The 17,213-nt window shown below is 68.9% G+C and carries 22 protein-coding genes; 8 read left to right on the plus strand and 14 right to left on the minus strand.

Features of this window, described 5'->3' with window-relative positions:
• Positions 1 to 108 precede the first annotated feature (108 nt).
• A complete protein-coding gene (locus tag ACZ6ZD_RS23670; RefSeq protein ID WP_465675532.1) occupies positions 109 to 486 on the plus strand; it encodes a hypothetical protein in 378 nt (125 codons plus the stop codon).
• Here ACZ6ZD_RS23670 and ACZ6ZD_RS23675 read toward each other — a convergent pair.
• Positions 437 to 1,555 (minus strand): NAD(P)/FAD-dependent oxidoreductase, encoded by a 1,119-nt coding sequence (locus tag ACZ6ZD_RS23675; protein ID WP_465675534.1) that lies wholly within the window; start codon positions 1,553 to 1,555, stop codon positions 437 to 439. The genes ACZ6ZD_RS23670 and ACZ6ZD_RS23675 overlap by 50 nt on opposite strands.
• A 92-nt stretch (positions 1,556 to 1,647) precedes the next feature.
• On the opposite strand from ACZ6ZD_RS23675, the gene ACZ6ZD_RS23680 reads away from it, so the two are divergent.
• Both ACZ6ZD_RS23680 and ACZ6ZD_RS23685 read left to right on the plus strand, forming a co-directional pair.
• Positions 1,648 to 3,270, plus strand: coding sequence for a DUF8189 domain-containing protein (locus ACZ6ZD_RS23680; RefSeq protein WP_465675535.1), 1,623 nt, complete (start codon positions 1,648 to 1,650; stop codon positions 3,268 to 3,270).
• Positions 3,271 to 3,362: 92 nt separating this feature from the next.
• Positions 3,363 to 4,835, plus strand: a complete 1,473-nt coding sequence (locus tag ACZ6ZD_RS23685) for an alpha/beta fold hydrolase (protein WP_465675537.1) — start codon at positions 3,363 to 3,365, stop codon at positions 4,833 to 4,835.
• On the opposite strand, the gene ACZ6ZD_RS23690 is transcribed toward ACZ6ZD_RS23685, so the two are convergent.
• The gene (locus ACZ6ZD_RS23690; RefSeq protein ID WP_465675539.1) at positions 4,829 to 5,560 is read right to left on the minus strand and encodes a hypothetical protein; all 732 of its coding nucleotides are present in this window, start codon (positions 5,558 to 5,560) and stop codon (positions 4,829 to 4,831) included. The two genes, ACZ6ZD_RS23685 and ACZ6ZD_RS23690, sit on opposite strands and share 7 nt — an antisense overlap.
• 176 nt (positions 5,561 to 5,736) lie before the next feature.
• Entirely contained in the window at positions 5,737 to 6,558 is an 822-nt protein-coding gene (locus ACZ6ZD_RS23695) for a SigB/SigF/SigG family RNA polymerase sigma factor (protein WP_465675541.1), read from the minus strand.
• A 305-nt stretch (positions 6,559 to 6,863) separates the two neighbouring features.
• On the opposite strand from ACZ6ZD_RS23695, the gene ACZ6ZD_RS23700 reads away from it, so the two are divergent.
• Positions 6,864 to 7,097, plus strand: coding sequence for a DUF397 domain-containing protein (locus ACZ6ZD_RS23700; protein WP_465675543.1), 234 nt, complete (start codon positions 6,864 to 6,866; stop codon positions 7,095 to 7,097).
• 196 nt (positions 7,098 to 7,293) lie between these two features.
• On the opposite strand, the gene ACZ6ZD_RS23705 is transcribed toward ACZ6ZD_RS23700, so the two are convergent.
• Positions 7,294 to 7,482 carry a hypothetical protein gene (locus ACZ6ZD_RS23705; protein WP_465675545.1) on the minus strand — a complete coding sequence of 63 codons (189 nt, stop codon included), beginning with the start codon at positions 7,480 to 7,482 and terminating at the stop codon, positions 7,294 to 7,296.
• 23 nt (positions 7,483 to 7,505) lie between these two features.
• Positions 7,506 to 7,694 carry a hypothetical protein gene (locus tag ACZ6ZD_RS23710; protein WP_465675547.1) on the minus strand — a complete coding sequence of 63 codons (189 nt, stop codon included), beginning with the start codon at positions 7,692 to 7,694 and terminating at the stop codon, positions 7,506 to 7,508.
• Positions 7,695 to 8,151: 457 nt separating this feature from the next.
• Here ACZ6ZD_RS23710 and ACZ6ZD_RS23715 point away from each other — a divergent pair, with 457 nt between their 5' ends.
• Complete coding sequence (locus ACZ6ZD_RS23715; RefSeq protein WP_465675549.1) at positions 8,152 to 9,024, plus strand: helix-turn-helix domain-containing protein; 873 nt, start codon at positions 8,152 to 8,154, stop codon at positions 9,022 to 9,024.
• Position 9,025: 1 nt separating this feature from the next.
• Here ACZ6ZD_RS23715 and ACZ6ZD_RS23720 read toward each other — a convergent pair whose 3' ends face one another.
• From ACZ6ZD_RS23720 to ACZ6ZD_RS23730, 3 genes are all read right to left on the minus strand, one after another.
• Positions 9,026 to 9,889: a helix-turn-helix domain-containing protein gene (locus tag ACZ6ZD_RS23720; RefSeq protein ID WP_465675551.1), complete on the minus strand. Its 864-nt coding sequence runs from the start codon at positions 9,887 to 9,889 to the stop codon at positions 9,026 to 9,028.
• Between the two features lie 4 nt (positions 9,890 to 9,893).
• Positions 9,894 to 10,718, minus strand: a complete 825-nt coding sequence (locus tag ACZ6ZD_RS23725) for a helix-turn-helix domain-containing protein (RefSeq protein WP_465675553.1) — start codon at positions 10,716 to 10,718, stop codon at positions 9,894 to 9,896.
• Positions 10,719 to 10,780: 62 nt separating this feature from the next.
• Positions 10,781 to 11,647 (minus strand): helix-turn-helix domain-containing protein, encoded by an 867-nt coding sequence (locus tag ACZ6ZD_RS23730; protein ID WP_465675555.1) that lies wholly within the window; start codon positions 11,645 to 11,647, stop codon positions 10,781 to 10,783.
• Between the two features lie 127 nt (positions 11,648 to 11,774).
• Between ACZ6ZD_RS23730 and ACZ6ZD_RS23735 the strand changes: the two genes are divergently transcribed.
• Positions 11,775 to 12,119 carry a hypothetical protein gene (locus tag ACZ6ZD_RS23735; RefSeq protein WP_465675557.1) on the plus strand — a complete coding sequence of 115 codons (345 nt, stop codon included), beginning with the start codon at positions 11,775 to 11,777 and terminating at the stop codon, positions 12,117 to 12,119.
• A gap of 17 nt (positions 12,120 to 12,136) precedes the next feature.
• On the opposite strand, the gene ACZ6ZD_RS23740 is transcribed toward ACZ6ZD_RS23735, so the two are convergent.
• The 4 genes from ACZ6ZD_RS23740 to ACZ6ZD_RS23755 all read right to left on the minus strand — a co-directional run bounded on the left by ACZ6ZD_RS23740 (position 12,137) and on the right by ACZ6ZD_RS23755 (position 14,294).
• Positions 12,137 to 12,763 (minus strand): DUF2461 domain-containing protein, encoded by a 627-nt coding sequence (locus tag ACZ6ZD_RS23740; protein ID WP_465675559.1) that lies wholly within the window; start codon positions 12,761 to 12,763, stop codon positions 12,137 to 12,139.
• Between the two features lie 19 nt (positions 12,764 to 12,782).
• On the minus strand, positions 12,783 to 13,382 hold the full coding sequence (locus ACZ6ZD_RS23745; protein ID WP_465675561.1) for a response regulator transcription factor: 600 nt from the start codon (positions 13,380 to 13,382) through the stop codon (positions 12,783 to 12,785).
• Positions 13,383 to 13,552: 170 nt separating this feature from the next.
• Positions 13,553 to 13,813, minus strand: a complete 261-nt coding sequence (locus ACZ6ZD_RS23750; protein WP_465675563.1) for a hypothetical protein — start codon at positions 13,811 to 13,813, stop codon at positions 13,553 to 13,555.
• Between the two features lie 202 nt (positions 13,814 to 14,015).
• The gene (locus tag ACZ6ZD_RS23755) at positions 14,016 to 14,294 is read right to left on the minus strand and encodes a DUF1905 domain-containing protein (protein WP_465675565.1); all 279 of its coding nucleotides are present in this window, start codon (positions 14,292 to 14,294) and stop codon (positions 14,016 to 14,018) included.
• A 78-nt stretch (positions 14,295 to 14,372) separates the two neighbouring features.
• On the opposite strand from ACZ6ZD_RS23755, the gene ACZ6ZD_RS23760 reads away from it, so the two are divergent.
• Positions 14,373 to 14,891 (plus strand): GNAT family N-acetyltransferase, encoded by a 519-nt coding sequence (locus ACZ6ZD_RS23760; RefSeq protein ID WP_465675567.1) that lies wholly within the window; start codon positions 14,373 to 14,375, stop codon positions 14,889 to 14,891.
• Here ACZ6ZD_RS23760 and ACZ6ZD_RS23765 read toward each other — a convergent pair.
• Positions 14,845 to 15,828, minus strand: a complete 984-nt coding sequence (locus ACZ6ZD_RS23765) for a cation diffusion facilitator family transporter (protein WP_465675569.1) — start codon at positions 15,826 to 15,828, stop codon at positions 14,845 to 14,847. The genes ACZ6ZD_RS23760 and ACZ6ZD_RS23765 overlap by 47 nt on opposite strands.
• 1 nt (position 15,829) lies before the next feature.
• Positions 15,830 to 16,225 (minus strand): ArsR/SmtB family transcription factor, encoded by a 396-nt coding sequence (locus ACZ6ZD_RS23770; RefSeq protein ID WP_171671792.1) that lies wholly within the window; start codon positions 16,223 to 16,225, stop codon positions 15,830 to 15,832.
• Positions 16,226 to 16,281: 56 nt separating this feature from the next.
• On the opposite strand from ACZ6ZD_RS23770, the gene ACZ6ZD_RS23775 reads away from it, so the two are divergent.
• Positions 16,282 to 17,166: an endonuclease/exonuclease/phosphatase family protein gene (locus ACZ6ZD_RS23775; protein WP_465675571.1), complete on the plus strand. Its 885-nt coding sequence runs from the start codon at positions 16,282 to 16,284 to the stop codon at positions 17,164 to 17,166.
• The last annotated feature ends 47 nt before the right edge of the window (positions 17,167 to 17,213 follow it).

Here is a 17,213-nt window from a genome sequence, read left to right on the forward strand (position 1 = left end):
GTCGGTTAGCTCTCCCTCGCGCTGCGGCGCTCGGCCCCCCCCCGCCCCCCCCCCCCCCCCCCCCCCCCCCCCCCCCCCCCCCCCCCCCAGCGCCGCCTGCAGCATTACGTGATCGCCGCCGACGTCTGGCAGCAGGCTTGGCAGGTCAGCTCCGAGACCAACCTCGGCTGGGCCGAGATCGCCGCCAAAGGCGTCGCGTTGTTCGGCCCCGACAGCGCGGCGGGCCATCGCCTTGGCCGGATGGCGTCCTTCTTCCAGCAGCTCGCCGACGACATGAGCGGCGGGGCCGGGTTCCAGGTCGTGGACGACGCGTTGAGCGTGCTCGCGGTCGTCCGGCAGTGCGGCCGGCTGCTCGACAGCGCGGCGCTCGCCGACGTCCTCGACTGGCCGATCGAGCGGGTCGAGGCCGCGCTGGAGATCGCGACCCCGGCGCGACTCAGCCCGGAGCAGCTCGCCCGAGCAGACCGCGCAGCAGCCGGCCGGTGATCAACCCATCGGCCAACCCGAGCTCGACGAGGTCGTCGAAGGTCCGTTGATCGGCGGCGGCCGCGCGGATCCCGGCGTCCAGGATGTGCCGCGATTCGGTCAGCCGCGCGGTGAGCGCGGTGTGGCGGAAGTGCCGGGCGAGGAGCCGACGCGTGAGCTGTCGGTAGCGCGTCCCGGCTTCGGAGTCCTTGGCCTCGGCGATCGCGCGACCGGCGAGCAGGCCGGTCGCGATGGCGTAGTAGATCCCTTCGCCGGTCATCGGATTGATCAGCCCGGCGGCGTCGCCTGCGAGTAGGACGCGCCCCGGGCGCGGCCGATACGACCAGCCGGCGAGCGGCAGATGATGTCCCCACCACTGGCCAGCATCGACCGTCGCGCCGGGCAGCAACGCCTCCAGTTGAGCGAGCAGATCGGCCCGGGTCGGGTGCGCGCGCCCCGCGACCAGCCGCTCGCCGTACCCGACATTCGACCAGCCGTCGCCGCGGTCGAAGGACCACGCGTACGACGGTTGCCGGCCGCCGCCGTACGCGATCACCTGGCTGGCCGCCCGCTCAGGCGGTGTCGGCGCATACCCGCGGATCGCCAGGGCCGCATCCGCCGGCGGCAATCCGAGCTCGCGCCGGATCAGCGAATGCGCGCCGTCGGCACCGACGAGATAGCGCGCGTGCAGATCGTCAACGGTGACGGAGTCTGCCTTGACGTCGAGGTTCCGGACGCGCTGTCGGACCAGCTCAGCCCCGGCAGCCTGAGCAGCCGCGACCAGCCGCTGATCGAAGACGGCGCGCGGGACGACCCAGTTCGGCCGGGCCATCAACCGGTCGACGCCGATCGGGCCGTGGGTGAGGACGAAACGGCGTACCGGCGTCCAGTCGTCGACCAACCCGGTGACGCCGACGGCGGCCAGCAGATCGAAGACGTGCGGTGCGATGCCATCGCCGCAGGCCTTGTCGCGCGGGAAGTCCTGTCGATCGAGCAGTAGGACCGACAGCTTCGGCGCAGCGGCCAGCGCACCGAGCGCGGTCGCCGCCCCGGCTGGTCCGGCCCCGACGACGATCAGGTCCCACACCACGCATCCAGTGTCCCTTCGAACAGCGTCGAAGGGGACTTCGAGGGTGTTCGAACAGGTTCTCAGCGGGCTGGGCGCGGGCGAGGATCGGCGGGGTGAAAATCCGCCTCCTCATCGCAGCTGCCCTGTTGTTCGGCTCGGCGCTGGTCGCGCCGACTACCGCTCAGGCTCGTGAGCACCAGGTCCAGAGCGTCGCGAACGGCGCGCTCTCCCGCCAGGAGATCCTGCTCCGGTCGGCGTCCTGGATCCGGGACAAGGTCCCGTACAGCCAGGACTCCGCGAGCCCGCACGTCAACGAGTTCGGCAGTTATCGCCGCGATTGCTCGGGTTTCCTCTCGATGGCCTGGCATCTGGGCAGCTCGCTCAACACCGGCAGCCTGCCGTCGGTGATGCGGCGGATCAGCGCCGACGACCTGCAACCGGGTGACGCGTTGTGGCGGCAGTCGGGTGGCGTCAACCACGTCGGACTGTTCGTCGGCTGGGCCGATGCCGCGCGGACCCGGCCGAAGGTCCGGGAGGAGTACGACTTCGGCAAGATCGCCGAGGAGCGGATCTGGTCGAACAGCTACTTCAAGACGTTCACGCCGTACCGGTACAACAAGGTGATCGGCGCGACGGCCAGCCCGGGATCCTCGGCCGGCCAGGACGTGGCAGGTCGGCTGCTGCGCTTCGAGGCGACCCCGGACGGCGGCGTCCAGCTGACTCAACAGACTGCGCCGGCCGCGACGACTTGGTCGGTCAGCACGATCGACCCGCCGGAGAGCGTCGTCCCGGGCGAGGCTCTGGCCACCGCGGCCGACTCGATCGGCCGTGCGTACTACTTCGCCCGGACGCCGAACCACAAACTGCGCGTCGGCTGGCAGACCACCCCGGGCGCCGGACCGTGGCTCTCGGCAACTATCGAGCCGACGACCGACCATGACGGCGTCGAGACCGTCGAGCCGGCCGGCCGACCCGGAGCGGTGATTGATGCCCGGGGCAAACTCACGTACTTCGTCCGCACCAGCGACGGCCGGCTGCTGCACGGCTGGCAGGACCAGCCCGGCAGCTCGACCTGGCACGCGACGATCATCCGCGACGGCAACGGCCAGCAGATCCAGCTCGCCGGTGAGCCGGTCGTCGCACAGGATGTCCAGGGCCGCATCACCTTCCTGGCCCGGACCGCCGACGGACAGCTCCGCTACGGCCGACAGGCCGCGCCCGGCACCGGTCCGTGGGTGGTGAGCACGCTGGCGGCATCCGGTGTCGTCGGAAACCCCAGTGTCGCGCTCGACGTGTCGGGCAAGCTGGTGTACTTCGTCCGTGGTGCCGACGGTCAGCTGCAGCACGGCTGGCAGTCCAGCCCCGGTGCGGACACCTGGCAGTCGACCGTCGTCCCACCGACGACTGACACGGACGGCGTCGAGACCGTACAGCTCGCGGGCGACCCGGCGATCAGCCTCGACCACAGCGGCAAGCTGACGTACTTCGTCCGGACCACCGACCAGCGCATCCTGCACGGCTGGCAGGACCGGCCAGGCTCCGACCCGTGGCACGCCACGATCGTCCGCGACGCGACCAGCAACGCACCGGCCCCGGCGGGCGACGACCCGGTCGTGTACGCCGATTCCGCGAGCAAACTCGTCGTACTGACGCATACCGCGGACGGCGTCGCGACGTGGTCGGCCCAGCAAGCGCCGGGCACCGGACCGTGGCACGTTCGGGCGGTTGTCGGGTAGCGCTGGAACTACCCCCTCCGGGGTGCTCGGGCGACTGTGGCGCGGCTTGGTGCTGCTTAGCGTCGGCAGTGACTTCGAGTTGGAGGGGACAGATGAAGATTCTGCTGGCGCTGGCATTGCTCGGCGCCTCGACCGGTACGCCGGCCGTCGCCGCGCCTGATGCGAGTGCGATCCGATGGCATCAGTGCGCGTTGGACGCGAATGACGAGGAGGGAGCCGCACTCGACGCGGCTGGGGCCGAGTGCGGCGACCTTGAGGTGCCGCTGGACTACGGGCGGCCGGACGGCCGCAAGATCACTGTTGCGCTGTCGCGGGTGAAGGCCCGTGGGGAGCGGATCGGTGCGCTGGTGATCAACAACGGCGGTCCCGGCGGGCCCAGTCTGGCCGCGCCGATCGAGCGGCCGGAGGTGATGGCGGTTGTCGGGCAGCACTACGACTTGATCGGGCTGGACCCGCGGTTCGTCGGCCGCAGTACGCCGATCGACTGCAAGCTACCCTTCGCCGCCTGGCCGTGGGCAGCGGGGAGCACGCGGACGTCGTACGCGCGCTCGGTCGCCATTCAGGCCGATGTCGCGCAGCGATGTACGGCGGCGGCTGGGTCGGTTCTGCAGTACATCAACACGCGGAACACCGCACGAGACCTGGACCGGGTCCGGAGTGCGCTCGGCGAGCGGACGATCTCCTACCTCGGGTACTCGTACGGCTCCTATTTAGGGGCTGTCTATCTGCAGATGTTCCCGGGGCGGACCGATCGGGTCGTGCTGGACGGGCCGGTCGACCCGAACACCTACGGGCCGCGGCTGATCCGGCAGGTCGGGCCGACCAACGAGGAGAACTTGCGGGCTTGGGCTACCTGGGCAGCTGCGCGGAACTCGACGTACGGGCTCGGAGCGACGCAGCGGCAGGTGCTGGCGAATATCGACCGTGTGTACCGGCACGTCGAGCGGCAGGAGCTGGAGATCGGCCGGCACAAGGTCGGGGAAGGGCTGCTGCCGATCCTGTTCTGGGCGTCGCTCAACGACGACCGCGATCAGGGCCGCGGGGAGGCCGCTGTGCTGATCAAGAATCTGGTCAAGGCCGTCGACGGCCCGATCGAGCCGGATGCGAACCTCGGCGGCTTCCTCGATGCGGTCCTCTCCCCGCTGATGTCGCAGCTGATCAGCGCGCAGACTGCGATCGCCTGTGGCGACCGGGCCGCGCCGCGTGACCCGCAGGTGTACTGGCGCGACATCCAGACGCACCGCGCGAGTGAGCCGCACTTCGGCACCCTGACGCGGGGCATCTCGCCGTGCGCATTCTGGCGGGTCGCACCGCAGGAGCCGCCGACCCGGATCGCGAACGGGGAGCGTGCGCTGATCGTCGCGGCCGAGCACGACCCGCGGACGCTGCACGCGAATGCCGCCGTCCTACGGCAGGGCATCAAGGGGTCGCGGGTGCTGACCGTGCAGGGCGCGCGCAAGCACGGGGTCTTCGGTGAGTACGGCAACGACTGCGCGGACGGCAAGGTGATCGCGTACCTGAAGAGCGGCGTCCTGCCGACGCGCGATCAGACCTGCGCTCAGTAGCCCGGACGCCGACCCGGCTTGTTCGGTCGGCGGGACGACGTACGCCGGGAGCGGGCGGACGCGTGGCCGCCGACCGACGGGGTGACCGTGCGGGCCTCGTCCAGGTCGACGACCTTCGGCGGCGGCGGAACGTAGGCCGGCACGGTCTGCTCCTCCGCTGCCGCTGCCGCTGGCACGGCTGGAGGTGGTGGTGGAGGCAGCGGCGGCTCGGCGCGTGCGGCGGCCTCCTTGCTGACGGGCGTGACGGCGACCACCGGCGCGGGCCGGGCGTCGCGGCGGGGCAGCTTGGTGCGGAGTTCGATGCCGAGCGCATCGATCAGCCGGCGGCAGACGTTGATCGAGGCTGCGACCGCGAAGACCGAGCAGGCGGCGAAGAGCACCGCCTGGCCGCCGTCCGCCCAGTCCGACGGGCCGGTACGGCTCATGGCCGCCAGCATCGCGACGACGACCGCGTTGGTGATGCCGAGGACGACGGCCGCGCCGACCGTGTGCAGCAGCACCCGGCGCTCCAGGCCGACGTCGTCCGCCGCGGCGACCAGACCGGCGATCAGGCCGGCCAGCACCGGGACCGTGTAGACGAGGGCCAGCGCGATACCCGGGCTCGCGACCAGGTAGAAGATGTCGAAGACCAGCGCAGTACCGGTCAGCGCGGCAGCGAAGCACACCACCATCGGCGGGTACGCCCGCACGATGGCGACCGCGTCCGCCGGTACCGTCCTGAACATCTGGAACGCCAAACCACCGACTCCATCCGCTTGTCAACCCTCATTGTGCCGGTCGCCGGCACTCGCAGTGACAAACGAGCACAGGCGAGTCGGGTCATGGGCGGAGTCTGACGGCAGGGTCGGCGTACCGACGCCGGGGCGGCCCGCCGGTACGCCGTACCGCCCCGGGCCGTCGATCAGGCCGCCGCGGGGAGCGGGGCGAGTTTGCCGCGCAGGTCGTCCAGCGTCTTGCGCAGCACGCGGGAGACCTGCATCTGGCTGACGCCGATGTCCTTACCGATCTCGGACTGCGTCCAGCCCTCGACGAACCGCAGGTGCAGGATGCGGCGCTCGCGGTCGTTCAGGTCGGACAGCACCGGCTGCAGCATCTCCACCGTCTCCAGCTGGTCGATGCTGGTGTCGTCGGAGTCCGCGACGACGTCGGCCAGCGTCAGGTCGGCGTCCGTCTCGGCCGGGCGGTCCAGCGACAGGACGTTGAAGCAGCCCTTGGCCGCCATCGCCTGCTCGACCTCGGTCACCTCGACCTCCAGATGCTCGGCCAGCTCGGCCGGGGTCGGCTCCCGGTTCAGCTCCTGCTCCAGCTCGGGGAGCTTGGTGGCGATCGTGCCCTGCATCTCCTGCAACCGGCGCGGGATCCGCACGGTCCAGGCGCAGTCGCGGAAGTACCGCTTGACCTCACCGCGGATGGTCGGGATGGCGAAGCCGATGAACGGCGTCTCCGCCTCCAGCCGGTAGTGGTGCGCGGCCTTGACCAGCCCGAGGTAGGCGACCTGTTCCAGGTCGTCCGCCTCGGCGCCCCGGCCACGGAACCGGCGGGCGATCCCGCGGGCCATCTCCAGGTTCAGCTCGATGACCTGTTCGAGAAGCTCTTGACGCTCGAACTCGTCGGTGCTGGCGGCCCGGGCTTCCATCAGCTCCCGGGTGGCGGCCTCGCGGGCGGCTCGATCGGCCGCGGTCGTGCACTGCATCGGAGTACGTACGGCGCTGCTGTTCTTCATGTGGATGACCTCGCGACGGTTGTCACGGCGTAGCTCGGAGCTGAACCACGGTCATACCTGCCCCCCGCCCGTACCCATCCCCCGGGATCACATGCGCAGCCGCCGGGAACCGGCCGGAACGCTCACCCGGCGCGACCGACAGACCCCTTCCAACGCTTGTTTCACCTCACTTCGATCACACGTGGTAATGGAGCAGACACGAACCCCTCGAACATGTACGATGCAAATGCAATCCCAAATGCACGTGCATATGCCGAGGACAAACGGCCAAGGCGATACGACCAAGGCAACGGAAGGTGCAGCTGATGACTGCTATCTACAACGGCATGCCAGGCGACGCGAACTCCGAGCTGGCGTGGTTCAAGAGCCAGCGGAGCAACCCGAGCGGCAACTGCGTTGAGGTGGCGAAGCTGCCGGGCGGCGGCGTGGCGATGCGCAACTCGCGTCACACCGATGGACCGGCGCTGGTGTTCACCAAGGCAGAGATCGAGGCGTTCTTGGGCGGCGTTCACGACGGGGACTTCGACTCCCTGGTCTGAACAGAGTCTTCCGGCGCCTCAACCGGAAAGCCAGGGCCCCTTCGCCAGGCGAGTGACGAAGGGGCCCTTTCCATGTCTTCTCGGGCCCTGTCCGCAGCAGCCCGCACAACGTCGAAGGCCGGCCCTCGGAGGGAGGGCCGGCCTTCGGTGTTACCAGAGAGGCTTCTCTGTCTTACTACGCTCTACTGCCTACGTCTTACTGCACGGTGAGCGGCCAGAGCTGTTCGCTCGACGGCAGCTCGGAGGCCTTACCGGTGGCGGTGTTGTCCACGGTGATCCGCAGCCCGGTGAACTTGGGCGTCATCACCCGCTGGTACCGCGAGGCCCGGTCGGGGTCGGCCAGGTACTCCGCGATCAGGTGGTCACCCAGCCAGATGCGTACCATTTTCCGTCCTCCTCGGTCGGGACTCATGCCGTGCTCACGATGGGATCGCCGTCGAGTTGACGGACCCCGCGCAGCCAGCCTTCGAAGGCCCAGCGCTGCTGCTCGGGGCAGCGCGCCACCAGCTCCTGGATCTCCCGCTCGGTCAGCTCGTCAGGCGCACGCCCGCTCATGTCGGCGGTGTGTTCTGCTGCCTCACTGTCGTAGTCGCTCATCGACTCGGGTTCCCCAACCAGTCATGCCGGCGCACGGGACGCCAGCGATCTGTAGGACCGGCCTGCCGGATCGCCGCGGAACGTGGATGGTCACGTTTCGCGAGATTCAGCTCACCTTCTGTGCATGAATCAACTATGGCGTCGGCACGCTGCGAATGCAAGCGCCCGATGCACGTGCATCCGCACGTTTTCCGTTTCGAGACCAAGTTGACCCCGTTCACGCCTGAAACCGGTCCCGGCAGGGTCTGTCGAACACCGTTCGCCGAGATCTGACCGGTTCGATTTGTCTTGACAAATGAGATGCCGGTCGAGCACTGTTTCTCACGGTGAGTCACAGCCGTTGCCGAATCGCGTGGCTTATGTAAGAACTTCGGCAGATTCAGGTGCGGGCGTGCGATGATGTCTGCCTGCAGGGGAGAGATCGGCAGAACAGAGCCACTGGGGGCCGGAGGTGAGTGTGACCGAGTCGGGCGCGCAAAGCGGACCGACAGCGCTTCGCATCATCCTCGGAGCGCACCTGCGCCGGATGCGTGAGGCCGCCGGGATCAGCCGGTCGGACGCCGGGTGGGAGATCCGCTCATCGGAGTCGAAGGTCAGCCGGATGGAGCTCGGCCGCGTCGGCTTCAAGGAGCGCGACGTCCGCGACCTGCTCACGCTCTACGGTCTGGACGACGGCGACGAGCGGGAGCGGCTGCTGGCGCTCGCCCGCGAGGCGAACAACCCCGGCTGGTGGCACCGCTTCGGCGACGTGCTGCCGTCCTGGTTCAACTCCTACCTCGGGCTCGAGTCGGCCGCGGCGCTGATCCGTACCTATGAGCTGCAGTTCGTCCCCGGTCTGCTCCAGACCCCGGAGTACATCCGCGCCGTCGTCCAGCTCGGTCGCGGCATGATCTCGGCCGAGGAGGTCGAGCGCCGCGTCAGCCTGCGGGTCAGCCGGCAGGAGATCCTGACCCGGCCGTCGCCCGTCCGGCTGTGGGCCGTCATCGACGAAGCCGTGCTGCGGCGTCCGATCGGCGGCGTGAAGACGGCCATCATGCAGCTCGACCACCTGATCGAGATGAGCCAGCTGTCCAATGTCACCCTGCAGGTGATCGGCTTCGCCGCGGGCGGACATGCCGCGTCCGGCGGCGCTTACAGCATCCTCCGGTTCCCGGAGCAGGATCTGGCCGATGTCGTCTACATCGAGCATCTGACCAGCGCGCTCTACCTGGACAAGCAGGACGACGTCGACCACTACACCGCAACGATGGAAGCCCTCTGCGTCGCGGCGCCGCCGCCCAACCAGACCCGCGACATCCTCACCAGTATCCGGCGCGACTTCGAGCTCTGACCTACCCGGCCAGCAGTTTCGCGATGAACGCGCTGGTGTCGCGCGGGCTGAGCGCCCGCGCGCGCAACTGGTCGAACACGAAGCCGTAGCGGTCGACCTCCTCCTCGCGTTCCATGAAGACTGTCCCGCCGAGGCGCTCTTCGTAAATGAGGTCGGGCGCGACGCTGCCGAACACGAACCGCACGAAGCCGCCGTTCATCCACGGGTAGGCGCCCTTGCTGAACGGAATGACCTGCAACGTCACATTGGGCCGCTCGGCCTCGTCGACGAGCTTCTGCAACTGCCGGCGCAGGACCGATCGGTCGCCGACCTCGCGATGCAGCAACGCCTCGTCCACCACAGCCCAGAACTGCAGCGGCTCGACGCCGTCGCCCTGGCGGTTCAGAACCAGCTGCCGATCCATGCGGAGCTCCACGCGGGCGTCGATCACCGCACGTTCCATCGGCGGCCCGTCGACCATCGAGGCGCGGGCGTACTCCTCGGTCTGCAACAAGCCGGGCACATAGATCGACTCGTAGTTGTGCATCGCCTTGGCCTGAGCCTCGAAGGCGACATACGCCGAGTACCCGGCATCCTCGAGTCGCAGGGTCGCGTTGTGCGTCCACCCTGGCGTCTTCGCCGCGTGGGCCAGCTCCAAGAGCTCGCTCCGGCGCGGCGCCGACACGTCGTACAGATCGAACAACGCCTCCAGCGTCCCGTTCTGCGGTTTCGCCTGCCCCTTCTCGATCCGCCACAGCGTCCCCTGGTTGACGCCGGCCTGCTCCTCCACCTGCTCGCGGGTCAGCCGCGCCGCCGTCCGCAGCTGCTGCAACTCGGCAGCCAGCAGCCGCAACCGAACCGTCGGCGGACCGGACGCTCTGGGCACTTGCTCACGACCTCTCGGCAAGGATCTGCAAGATGAACATAGTGGTATCGCGGGGGCTGAGCGCTTCGACCCGGAGTTTGTCGAAGACGTCGCCGTAGCGATCAAGCTCTGCCTCGAGCTCGAGGAAGAGGTCGGTGCCGACGCGTTCTTCGTAGACGAGGTCGGGCGCCGCGCTACCGAAGATCAGCCGGACGAAGGAGCCGACCATACCCGGATACGCGCCGGCCTCGAAGGGAATCACCTGCAGCGTGACGTTGGGCCGCTCGGACAGCTCGACAAGACGACCGAGCTGCCGCTGCATGACATCACGGCCGCCGACGGCGCGCCGGAGAACCGCTTCGTCGATAACAGCCCAGAACTGCAGCGGCTCACCACCCTCGCGCGCGGTCAGCACGGCCTGCCGCTCCATCCGCATCCGGACGCGCCGCTCCAAAGCCTCCTCAGGCAGCATCGCCCCGTGCGTGATCGACGCCCGCGCGTACTCCTCGGTCTGCAGCAAGCCGGGCACCAGCAACGGCTGATAGTTCTGGACGGACTTCGCCTCCGCCTCGAAGCTGATGAAGGTGACATATCCCCCGGTCAACGCATCTGTCGTCGCCCCGTACTGCCGCAACCACCCAGGCGACTTGGCCGCCTTGACCAGCTCCACCAGCTCAGCACGCCGCGCCGCCCCAACCCCATACAAATCAAGCAGCGCCTCGAGCGTCCCACCCGGCGGCCTCGCCTGACCACGCTCAACCCGAGCCAACATCCCCGAACTGATCTCGACCCGCTCCTGCACCTGCTCCCGCGTCAGCCGCGCAGCAGCCCGCAACTCCCTCAACTCCACCGCCAGCCGCCGCAACCGAACAGTCGGAGGCCCCACCCGCCTAGGCACTCGTCATGCCTCCTTCAGTTGGCGATCAGGTGGGCTATGTGGGCGATGGTGTCGCGGGGGCTGAGGGCGAGGGCGCGCATTTGGTCGAAGGCGTGGCTGTAGCGGTCGATCTCTTCTTCGAGTTCGAGGAAGAGGTCGGCGCCGAGGCGTTCTTCGTAGACCAGGTCGGGGGCGCCGGCGAAGATGAGGCGGACGAAGGGGCCGCCGACGCCTGGGTAGACGCCTTTTTCGAAGGGGATGACCTGGACGGTGACGTTGGGCCGTTCGGCTTCCTCGATCAGTTTGGCCAGTTGGCGGCGCATCACGCCGGGGCTGCCTGCTTGGCGCCAGAGCGCGCCTTCGTCGAGGACTGCCCAGAACTGGAGCGGGTCGCCGCTCTCGCGGCGTTCGGTCAGGTTCGTCTGTCGCTCGATCCGCATCCGCACGCGGCGCTCGAGGGCCTCGGCCGTCATCGCGACGCCGCCCTCCATCGTCGCCGCGGCGTACTCCTCGGTCTGCAGCAGGCCGGGGACGAGCAGGGACTCGTGGTTGTGCATGATCTTGGCCTCGGCCTCGAAGCTGATGAACGTCGCGTAGCCGTCGGTCAGCTCGTCGGGGATGCGGCGGTACTGCCGGAGCCAGCCGGGCGACTTCGCGTCCTTGACCAGGTCGAGCAGCGCGGTCCGCCGGGCGGCCGGGACGTCGTAGAGGTCGAAGAGCGTCTCGAGCGTGCCGTTGTGGGGTTTGGCCTGGCCCTTCTCGATCCGCCACAGGGTCCCGGAGCTGACGCCGATCTGCTCCTGGACCTGCTCGCGGGTCAGGTGCGCCGCGGTCCGGAGGTTCTTGAGCTCGGCGGCCAGGCGGCGGAGGCGGACGGTTGGGGGGCCGGAGGCTCTCGGCACTTATCCACAACCTCTCGTTTTCGGGCGCTTAAGGGAACGACGGGGTGCGAACAGGTCGCATCGACGCCGACTCCGAGCCCCCAAGTTCGTATGGTACGACAGCACTCACGCTCCGTACCGTCTTCGTATGGGAGCTATCGGGTCGGCGACGGTGACGCTGCACTGTTATGTGCACGGATCGCTCACTCGCGACATCCAGGACTGGATCGACGTGAGTGAGGCGCTGGACGAGGCGGCTCGGGGCGGTGGGTTCCAGGTGGGCGCGATCGTGGTCGAGGCGCCGGGGATTCATGAGGGCGTGCCGGACGGGTTGGCGACCATCGTTCGGACCGAGTTGGAGAACCCGGGGGCGATCGCGGTCGCGGTGCCGCATCTGGGGCATCTGCAGGCGCAGGGGGATGCGATGGCCTGGCGGATGTTCGTCGAGCGGCTGACCGGGCGACCGCTGATCGTGTTGCGGGACGCCGGTTAGAAAGGCGATCTCCGCGGCTAGCTGTTGTCGGTCAGCCAGGTGAGCAGCGGTTGCGTGGACTTCCAGTCGGCGCGGATCTCGGCGGCCAGATCGGCGGTGTGGATCAGCGGCTCGAAGCCGTACGACTTGGTGACGGTCAGGGACTTGTGCCGCAGCAGCTCGATCCGCGGATGGTCGGCGGCGTACCCGCGCGGCGTCGTCTTCAGCCGGCCGCCGCCGACCGACCAGCCGGCCGCGGTCAGCTCGGCCAGCAGCCGTTCGAGCTGCTTGCCCCGGCGGCCGTCGTCGATCGCCGTCCGGACCCGGGCCAGCCGCTCCGAGCTCGCCTCGTAGAACCCGGCCGCCACCCGGACGCCGGGCGCCGCGACCTCGACGTACCAGCCGGTGGCCGGCGCGAGATCGATGAACGCGCCCTGATGGGTCTTGTACGGCGTCTTGTCCCGCGCGAACCGGACGTCGCGGTACGGGCGGAACACCTTCGCCGCGCCGAACTCCGGCTCGAGCTCGGCCAGCAGCGCGACCATCGGCGCCCGGACCGACTCCTCGTAGACGTGTTTGTGCGCCGTCCAGTACGTCTTGCTGTTGTCCAGCTCGAGGTCGTCGTAGAAGTCCAGCGCCGCCGCCGGGAACCCGGTGAAACCCATAGCGGCCACCCTACGACGCTCAGATCCAGCCGGCTCGCTCGGCTTTGCGGATCGCCTCGATCCGGGTCCGCGCCTGGGTCTTGGCGAGGATCCGGGACAGGTAGTTGCGCACGGTTCCCGCGCTCAGGCACAGCTTGCGGGCGACCTCCTGCGCGGTCGCGCCGGTCGTCACCAGCCGGAGCACCTCGCACTCGCGGTCGGTCAGCGGGTTGTCGCCGACGCGCAGCGCGGCCAGCGCCAGGTGCGGATCGAGCACCGGACGGCCGTCGGCGATGTCACGGATCGCCGTGACGAGGTCGTCCGGCGAGGCGTCGGTCGCGATCAGCCCGACCCGCGGCGCCTGCCGGACCAGCCGCAGGCTCGCGGCCGCCGACAGCTCACGGTCCATCAGCACCAGCACCCCACTGGACGGCGACCGCCGCGCGAGCGTCTCGATGCCGACGCCCGGCAAGCAGGCATCCAGCACCAGCACATGCGGCCGCTCCCGCGCGGACGCCGGCAGTACGTCGTCCCCGTGGTCGAGTACGGCCACGACTTGTAGATCGTTCTCGGTAGCGAACACCGCGGCCAATGCACCCCTCAGCAATGCGCCGCGATGCCCGAGCAATACTCGGATCACCGTTCCCAGCCCCCCTGGCGAACGTTGCATTCAACACCGACGAGTTACGAAATCTCCCCAGCTTCCGTAACTCGGCAACAGCCAGTGTGTTCTAGCTGTTCCGTGGTCGTCATCAGTCATCTTAGGCTGAACTACTGTCCGGAGCAGCCGATCCGCATGTCGCTGCGAGCTCAGCTCGCGGCGCGCGCCTGCAGGCGGTTCACCGTCAGCGCGGCGGCGAGGAAGACCACGCCGATCCCGATCACCACGGTCACCAGCGTGCCGGCGCTGTTCAGCGCGCTGTCACACGTCATCGGCGTGATCCCGGCGGCGGCCCGGAAGGCGGACCCGCAGTTCGCACCGCTGGACGAGACCGAGCGGAACCCGAGCGCCACACCGGCGAGTAACAAGACCACACCGGCCGCGCCCAGCACTTTGTTGAGAATCGTCATGACATCCACCCCGGTGACTGCGGGCATGCCGACGGCACGCTTGCTGAGCCCCGTTGCACTTCGCTCACTCCCCATCTCGACGAACCACCCGATCCGAACTTACGGTCCGGGCCGGATGATCCCCAGTCGAGGCGGCCGTCAGCACTGATTCTTCACACAGTCCTTACTCAGAACATGACGTTCTGTGACGATCACCACCCGGTCAGCGTCGCTCCGTGAGGTGCACGGTGATCTCGTCACCGGGGTTTTTGGCCAGCAGCGCGCGCAGTTCGGCCTTCACCGGGAGCTTGTGCGTCCCGTCACCGAGCGCCATGAACGAGCTCTCGAACGGGTGACCGTCCATCGTGCCGCTGACCTTGACGAGCCCGCGGGTGCCGAAGTACTCGGCCGAGCCGGGCATCTGCAGGTAGGTCCAGCCGCCCTTGGCCTCGCTCTGCAGCAGCGGCGCGGTGAAGGTCTTGTCCAGCTTCTGTGTGCTCACGGTGAGCTCCTCTCTACATCTACTGGTAGAGACCGACGGACCGATTTCGACATCGTACGGCGAACTATTCTGACGAATATGGAGATGACGATTCGGCTCGGCACCGGGGACGACGTACCGGCGGTGCTCACGCTGCTCGACCAGGCGACCGAATGGCTGGTCGCCCAGGGCCGCACCGACCAGTGGGGCACCGAGCCGCACTCGACCAGCGAGCGCCGGATCGACCAGGTCACCGGGTTCGCCGCGGCGGGCCAGCTCTGGATCGCCGAGCAGGCCGGTCGCGTCGTCGGCGCGCTCGCGGTCGGGCCCGCGCAGCCGCCGATCCCGCCGGTCGACGAGCCCGAGGTGTACGTGCGACTGCTGGTGACGGATCGGGCGTCGTCCGGTTCTGGGATCGGCGGCGTCCTGCTCGACCACGCGCGGCAGCTCGCCCGGGACGCCGGGATCAGCCTCGTCCGCGTCGACTGTTTCGGCGGGAACGACGGCGCCCTCGTCCGGTACTACGAGTCGCAGGGTTTCACCCGGGACGCCGCCTTCGTCGTCAGCCGGCTCAATGCGCCGGACTGGCCAGGTCAGGTCCTCGTCCAGCGGCTGTGATGGATCGGTGCACGGTGCCGTGCGCATCCGAGCAGTGGGCCGCGATCTCCTCGCCGGTGGCGTGATCGACCTGGAGCGTCGAATGGGTCAGCCCGTGCCGCTCAGCCAGTAGCTCTTCGATCCGGACCCGGATCTGATGGCAGTCGAGCCCCTCGGCGACCAGGACGTGCGCGGACGCCGCCGGCTCACCGGAGGTGATCTCCCAGACGTGCAGGTCGTGCACCTCGACGACGCCGTCGATCGCGCACAGCTCGGCGCCCAGCGCCTGCGGGTCGATCGCGGCCGGGGCGGCCTCGAGGAAGATCCGGCCCGAGTCGCGGACCAGCGCGACGCCGGCCTTCAGCATCAGCGCGGCGACCACGAGCGCGGCGATCGCGTCGGCGCGGGCGAAGCCGGTGAGCAGCACGACCAGACCGGCGATCGCGGTCGCGATGAACGCGAACAGGTCGTTCAGGATGTGCTGGAACGCGCCCTCGACGTTCAGGCTGGAGCGGTTCGCCTTGCTGATCAGCCAGGTCGCGATCAGGTTCACCACGATGCCGACCACACCGGTGATCAGGACCAGCGCGCCCTTCACCTCCGGCGGGTGGATCATCCGGTTGATCGCCTCGTACACGAAGAACACCGCGAGCAGCAGCAGCGTGATGCCGTTCGCCTGGGCGGAGAGGATCTCGACCCGCTTGAAACCGTAGGTGTACCCGCCGACCGGCGGTTTCGCGGCCAGCCGGATCGCCACCAGCGCGAGCACGATCGCGATCGCGTCGGTGAGCATGTGGGCGGCGTCCGTGATCAGGGCCAGCGACCCGGCCGCGAACCCGACGATCACCTCCACCAGCATGAACCCGACGATCAGCGCGAGCGCACCGCTCAGCAGCTTGCGGTCCGCCTCCGCGCTGACCGCATGGCCGTGGCCGTGCCCGTGTCCTGCTTCGCCCATGTCAGCGCTCCGGGTGAATCGCGTCGGTGTGCTCGGTGTGCGCCACCGCCAGGTCGACCAGCATCCGCACGTGCGCGTCGTCCAGCCGGTAGAAGGCGTTCCGCCCGTCCCGCCGGGCGGCGACGACTCGATGCGCGCGAAGCAGCCGCAAGGCATGGGACGTCGCGGACTCGCTCAGGCCGGTCACCGCGGCCAGGTCGCAGACGCACAGCTCGCCGTCCAGCAACGCGACCAGCAGCTTCAGCCGGCGCGGATCGCCGAGCAGACTGAACACGTCGGCGGTGTCGACGATCGCGTCCTCGGCCGGCATCCGGTCGTTGACACTGGCCACCCGCTCCGGATCGACGAGCCGCACCGCACATTCGTCAAGACCCTGCACATCTGCAGAACTGTTCATACGTCGAGGGTAACGTAAACTCCGTCGCAACCTCCACCGCCCCCGAGGAGAATCACATGCGCCGTCTCGCCGGAGTCCTGATCGCGCTCGGTCTGGTACTCAGTTCGATCACCCCAGCCGCGGCCGCCGGGACGGCGTACCGGGTGTGGAGCTGGAACGTCTCGGGCTGGGTGATGAACAAGGCCTCGATCTCCACCGGCATGGTGAGCGGGGCGGTTTCGTCGATCCAGGCGCGGGGCGCGGAGTTCGTCGTCCTGACCGAGGTCTGCTGGCAGCAGTACAAGGAGATCCAGCGCCGGCTCGCCGCGGCCGGCTGGCCGCAGGACGCGACCAACTTCTCGCGGTTCGCGGCGCAGCGGGACACGGTGTGCGGCGGGCAGGCATTCGGCGAGGCGATCTTCAGCAAGTTCCCGCTCGGGACGGCGCAGAGCGTGCTGCTTCCCCAGGACGAGACGGTCGAGCAGCGCAAGCTCTTGTGCGCGCCGCTGGTCGCCCGCCCGAAGCTGCGGATCTGCGCGGTGCACGTAACGCCGTACAGCACGAACGTCGCCCAGCTCGACAAGGTGCTGGCCACACTCGAACAGCACAACGCCAACGGCGACACCACGGTCGTCGCGGGCGACTTCAACGCCCAGCCGAGCTGGGCGCGGCTCGACAAGTACTACGACGCCGACCTCGACACCGACCACAACAACCAGAACCGCGGCGCCTACCGCGAACTCGACGACACCGACCCCGCCTGCCCCGGCTACGGCGAAGCCACCACCGAGAACAACACGTCCGGCGCCTGCGGCCACCCCGCGAAGATCGACCTCATCTTCGTCCGCAAGAACCACCTCGCCGGCCCCTACTCCGCCGACTCCCTGGCCATCTCCCAATCCTGCAACGGCCCCTGCTCCGACCACCGCATCCTCACCGCGACCGTAACCCTCGACCGATGAACTACCCCCACGGTGATCGAGGAGACCGCGCAGCATCGCGGTCACCT

This window comes from Kribbella sp. NPDC104218 (assembly GCF_055584105.1).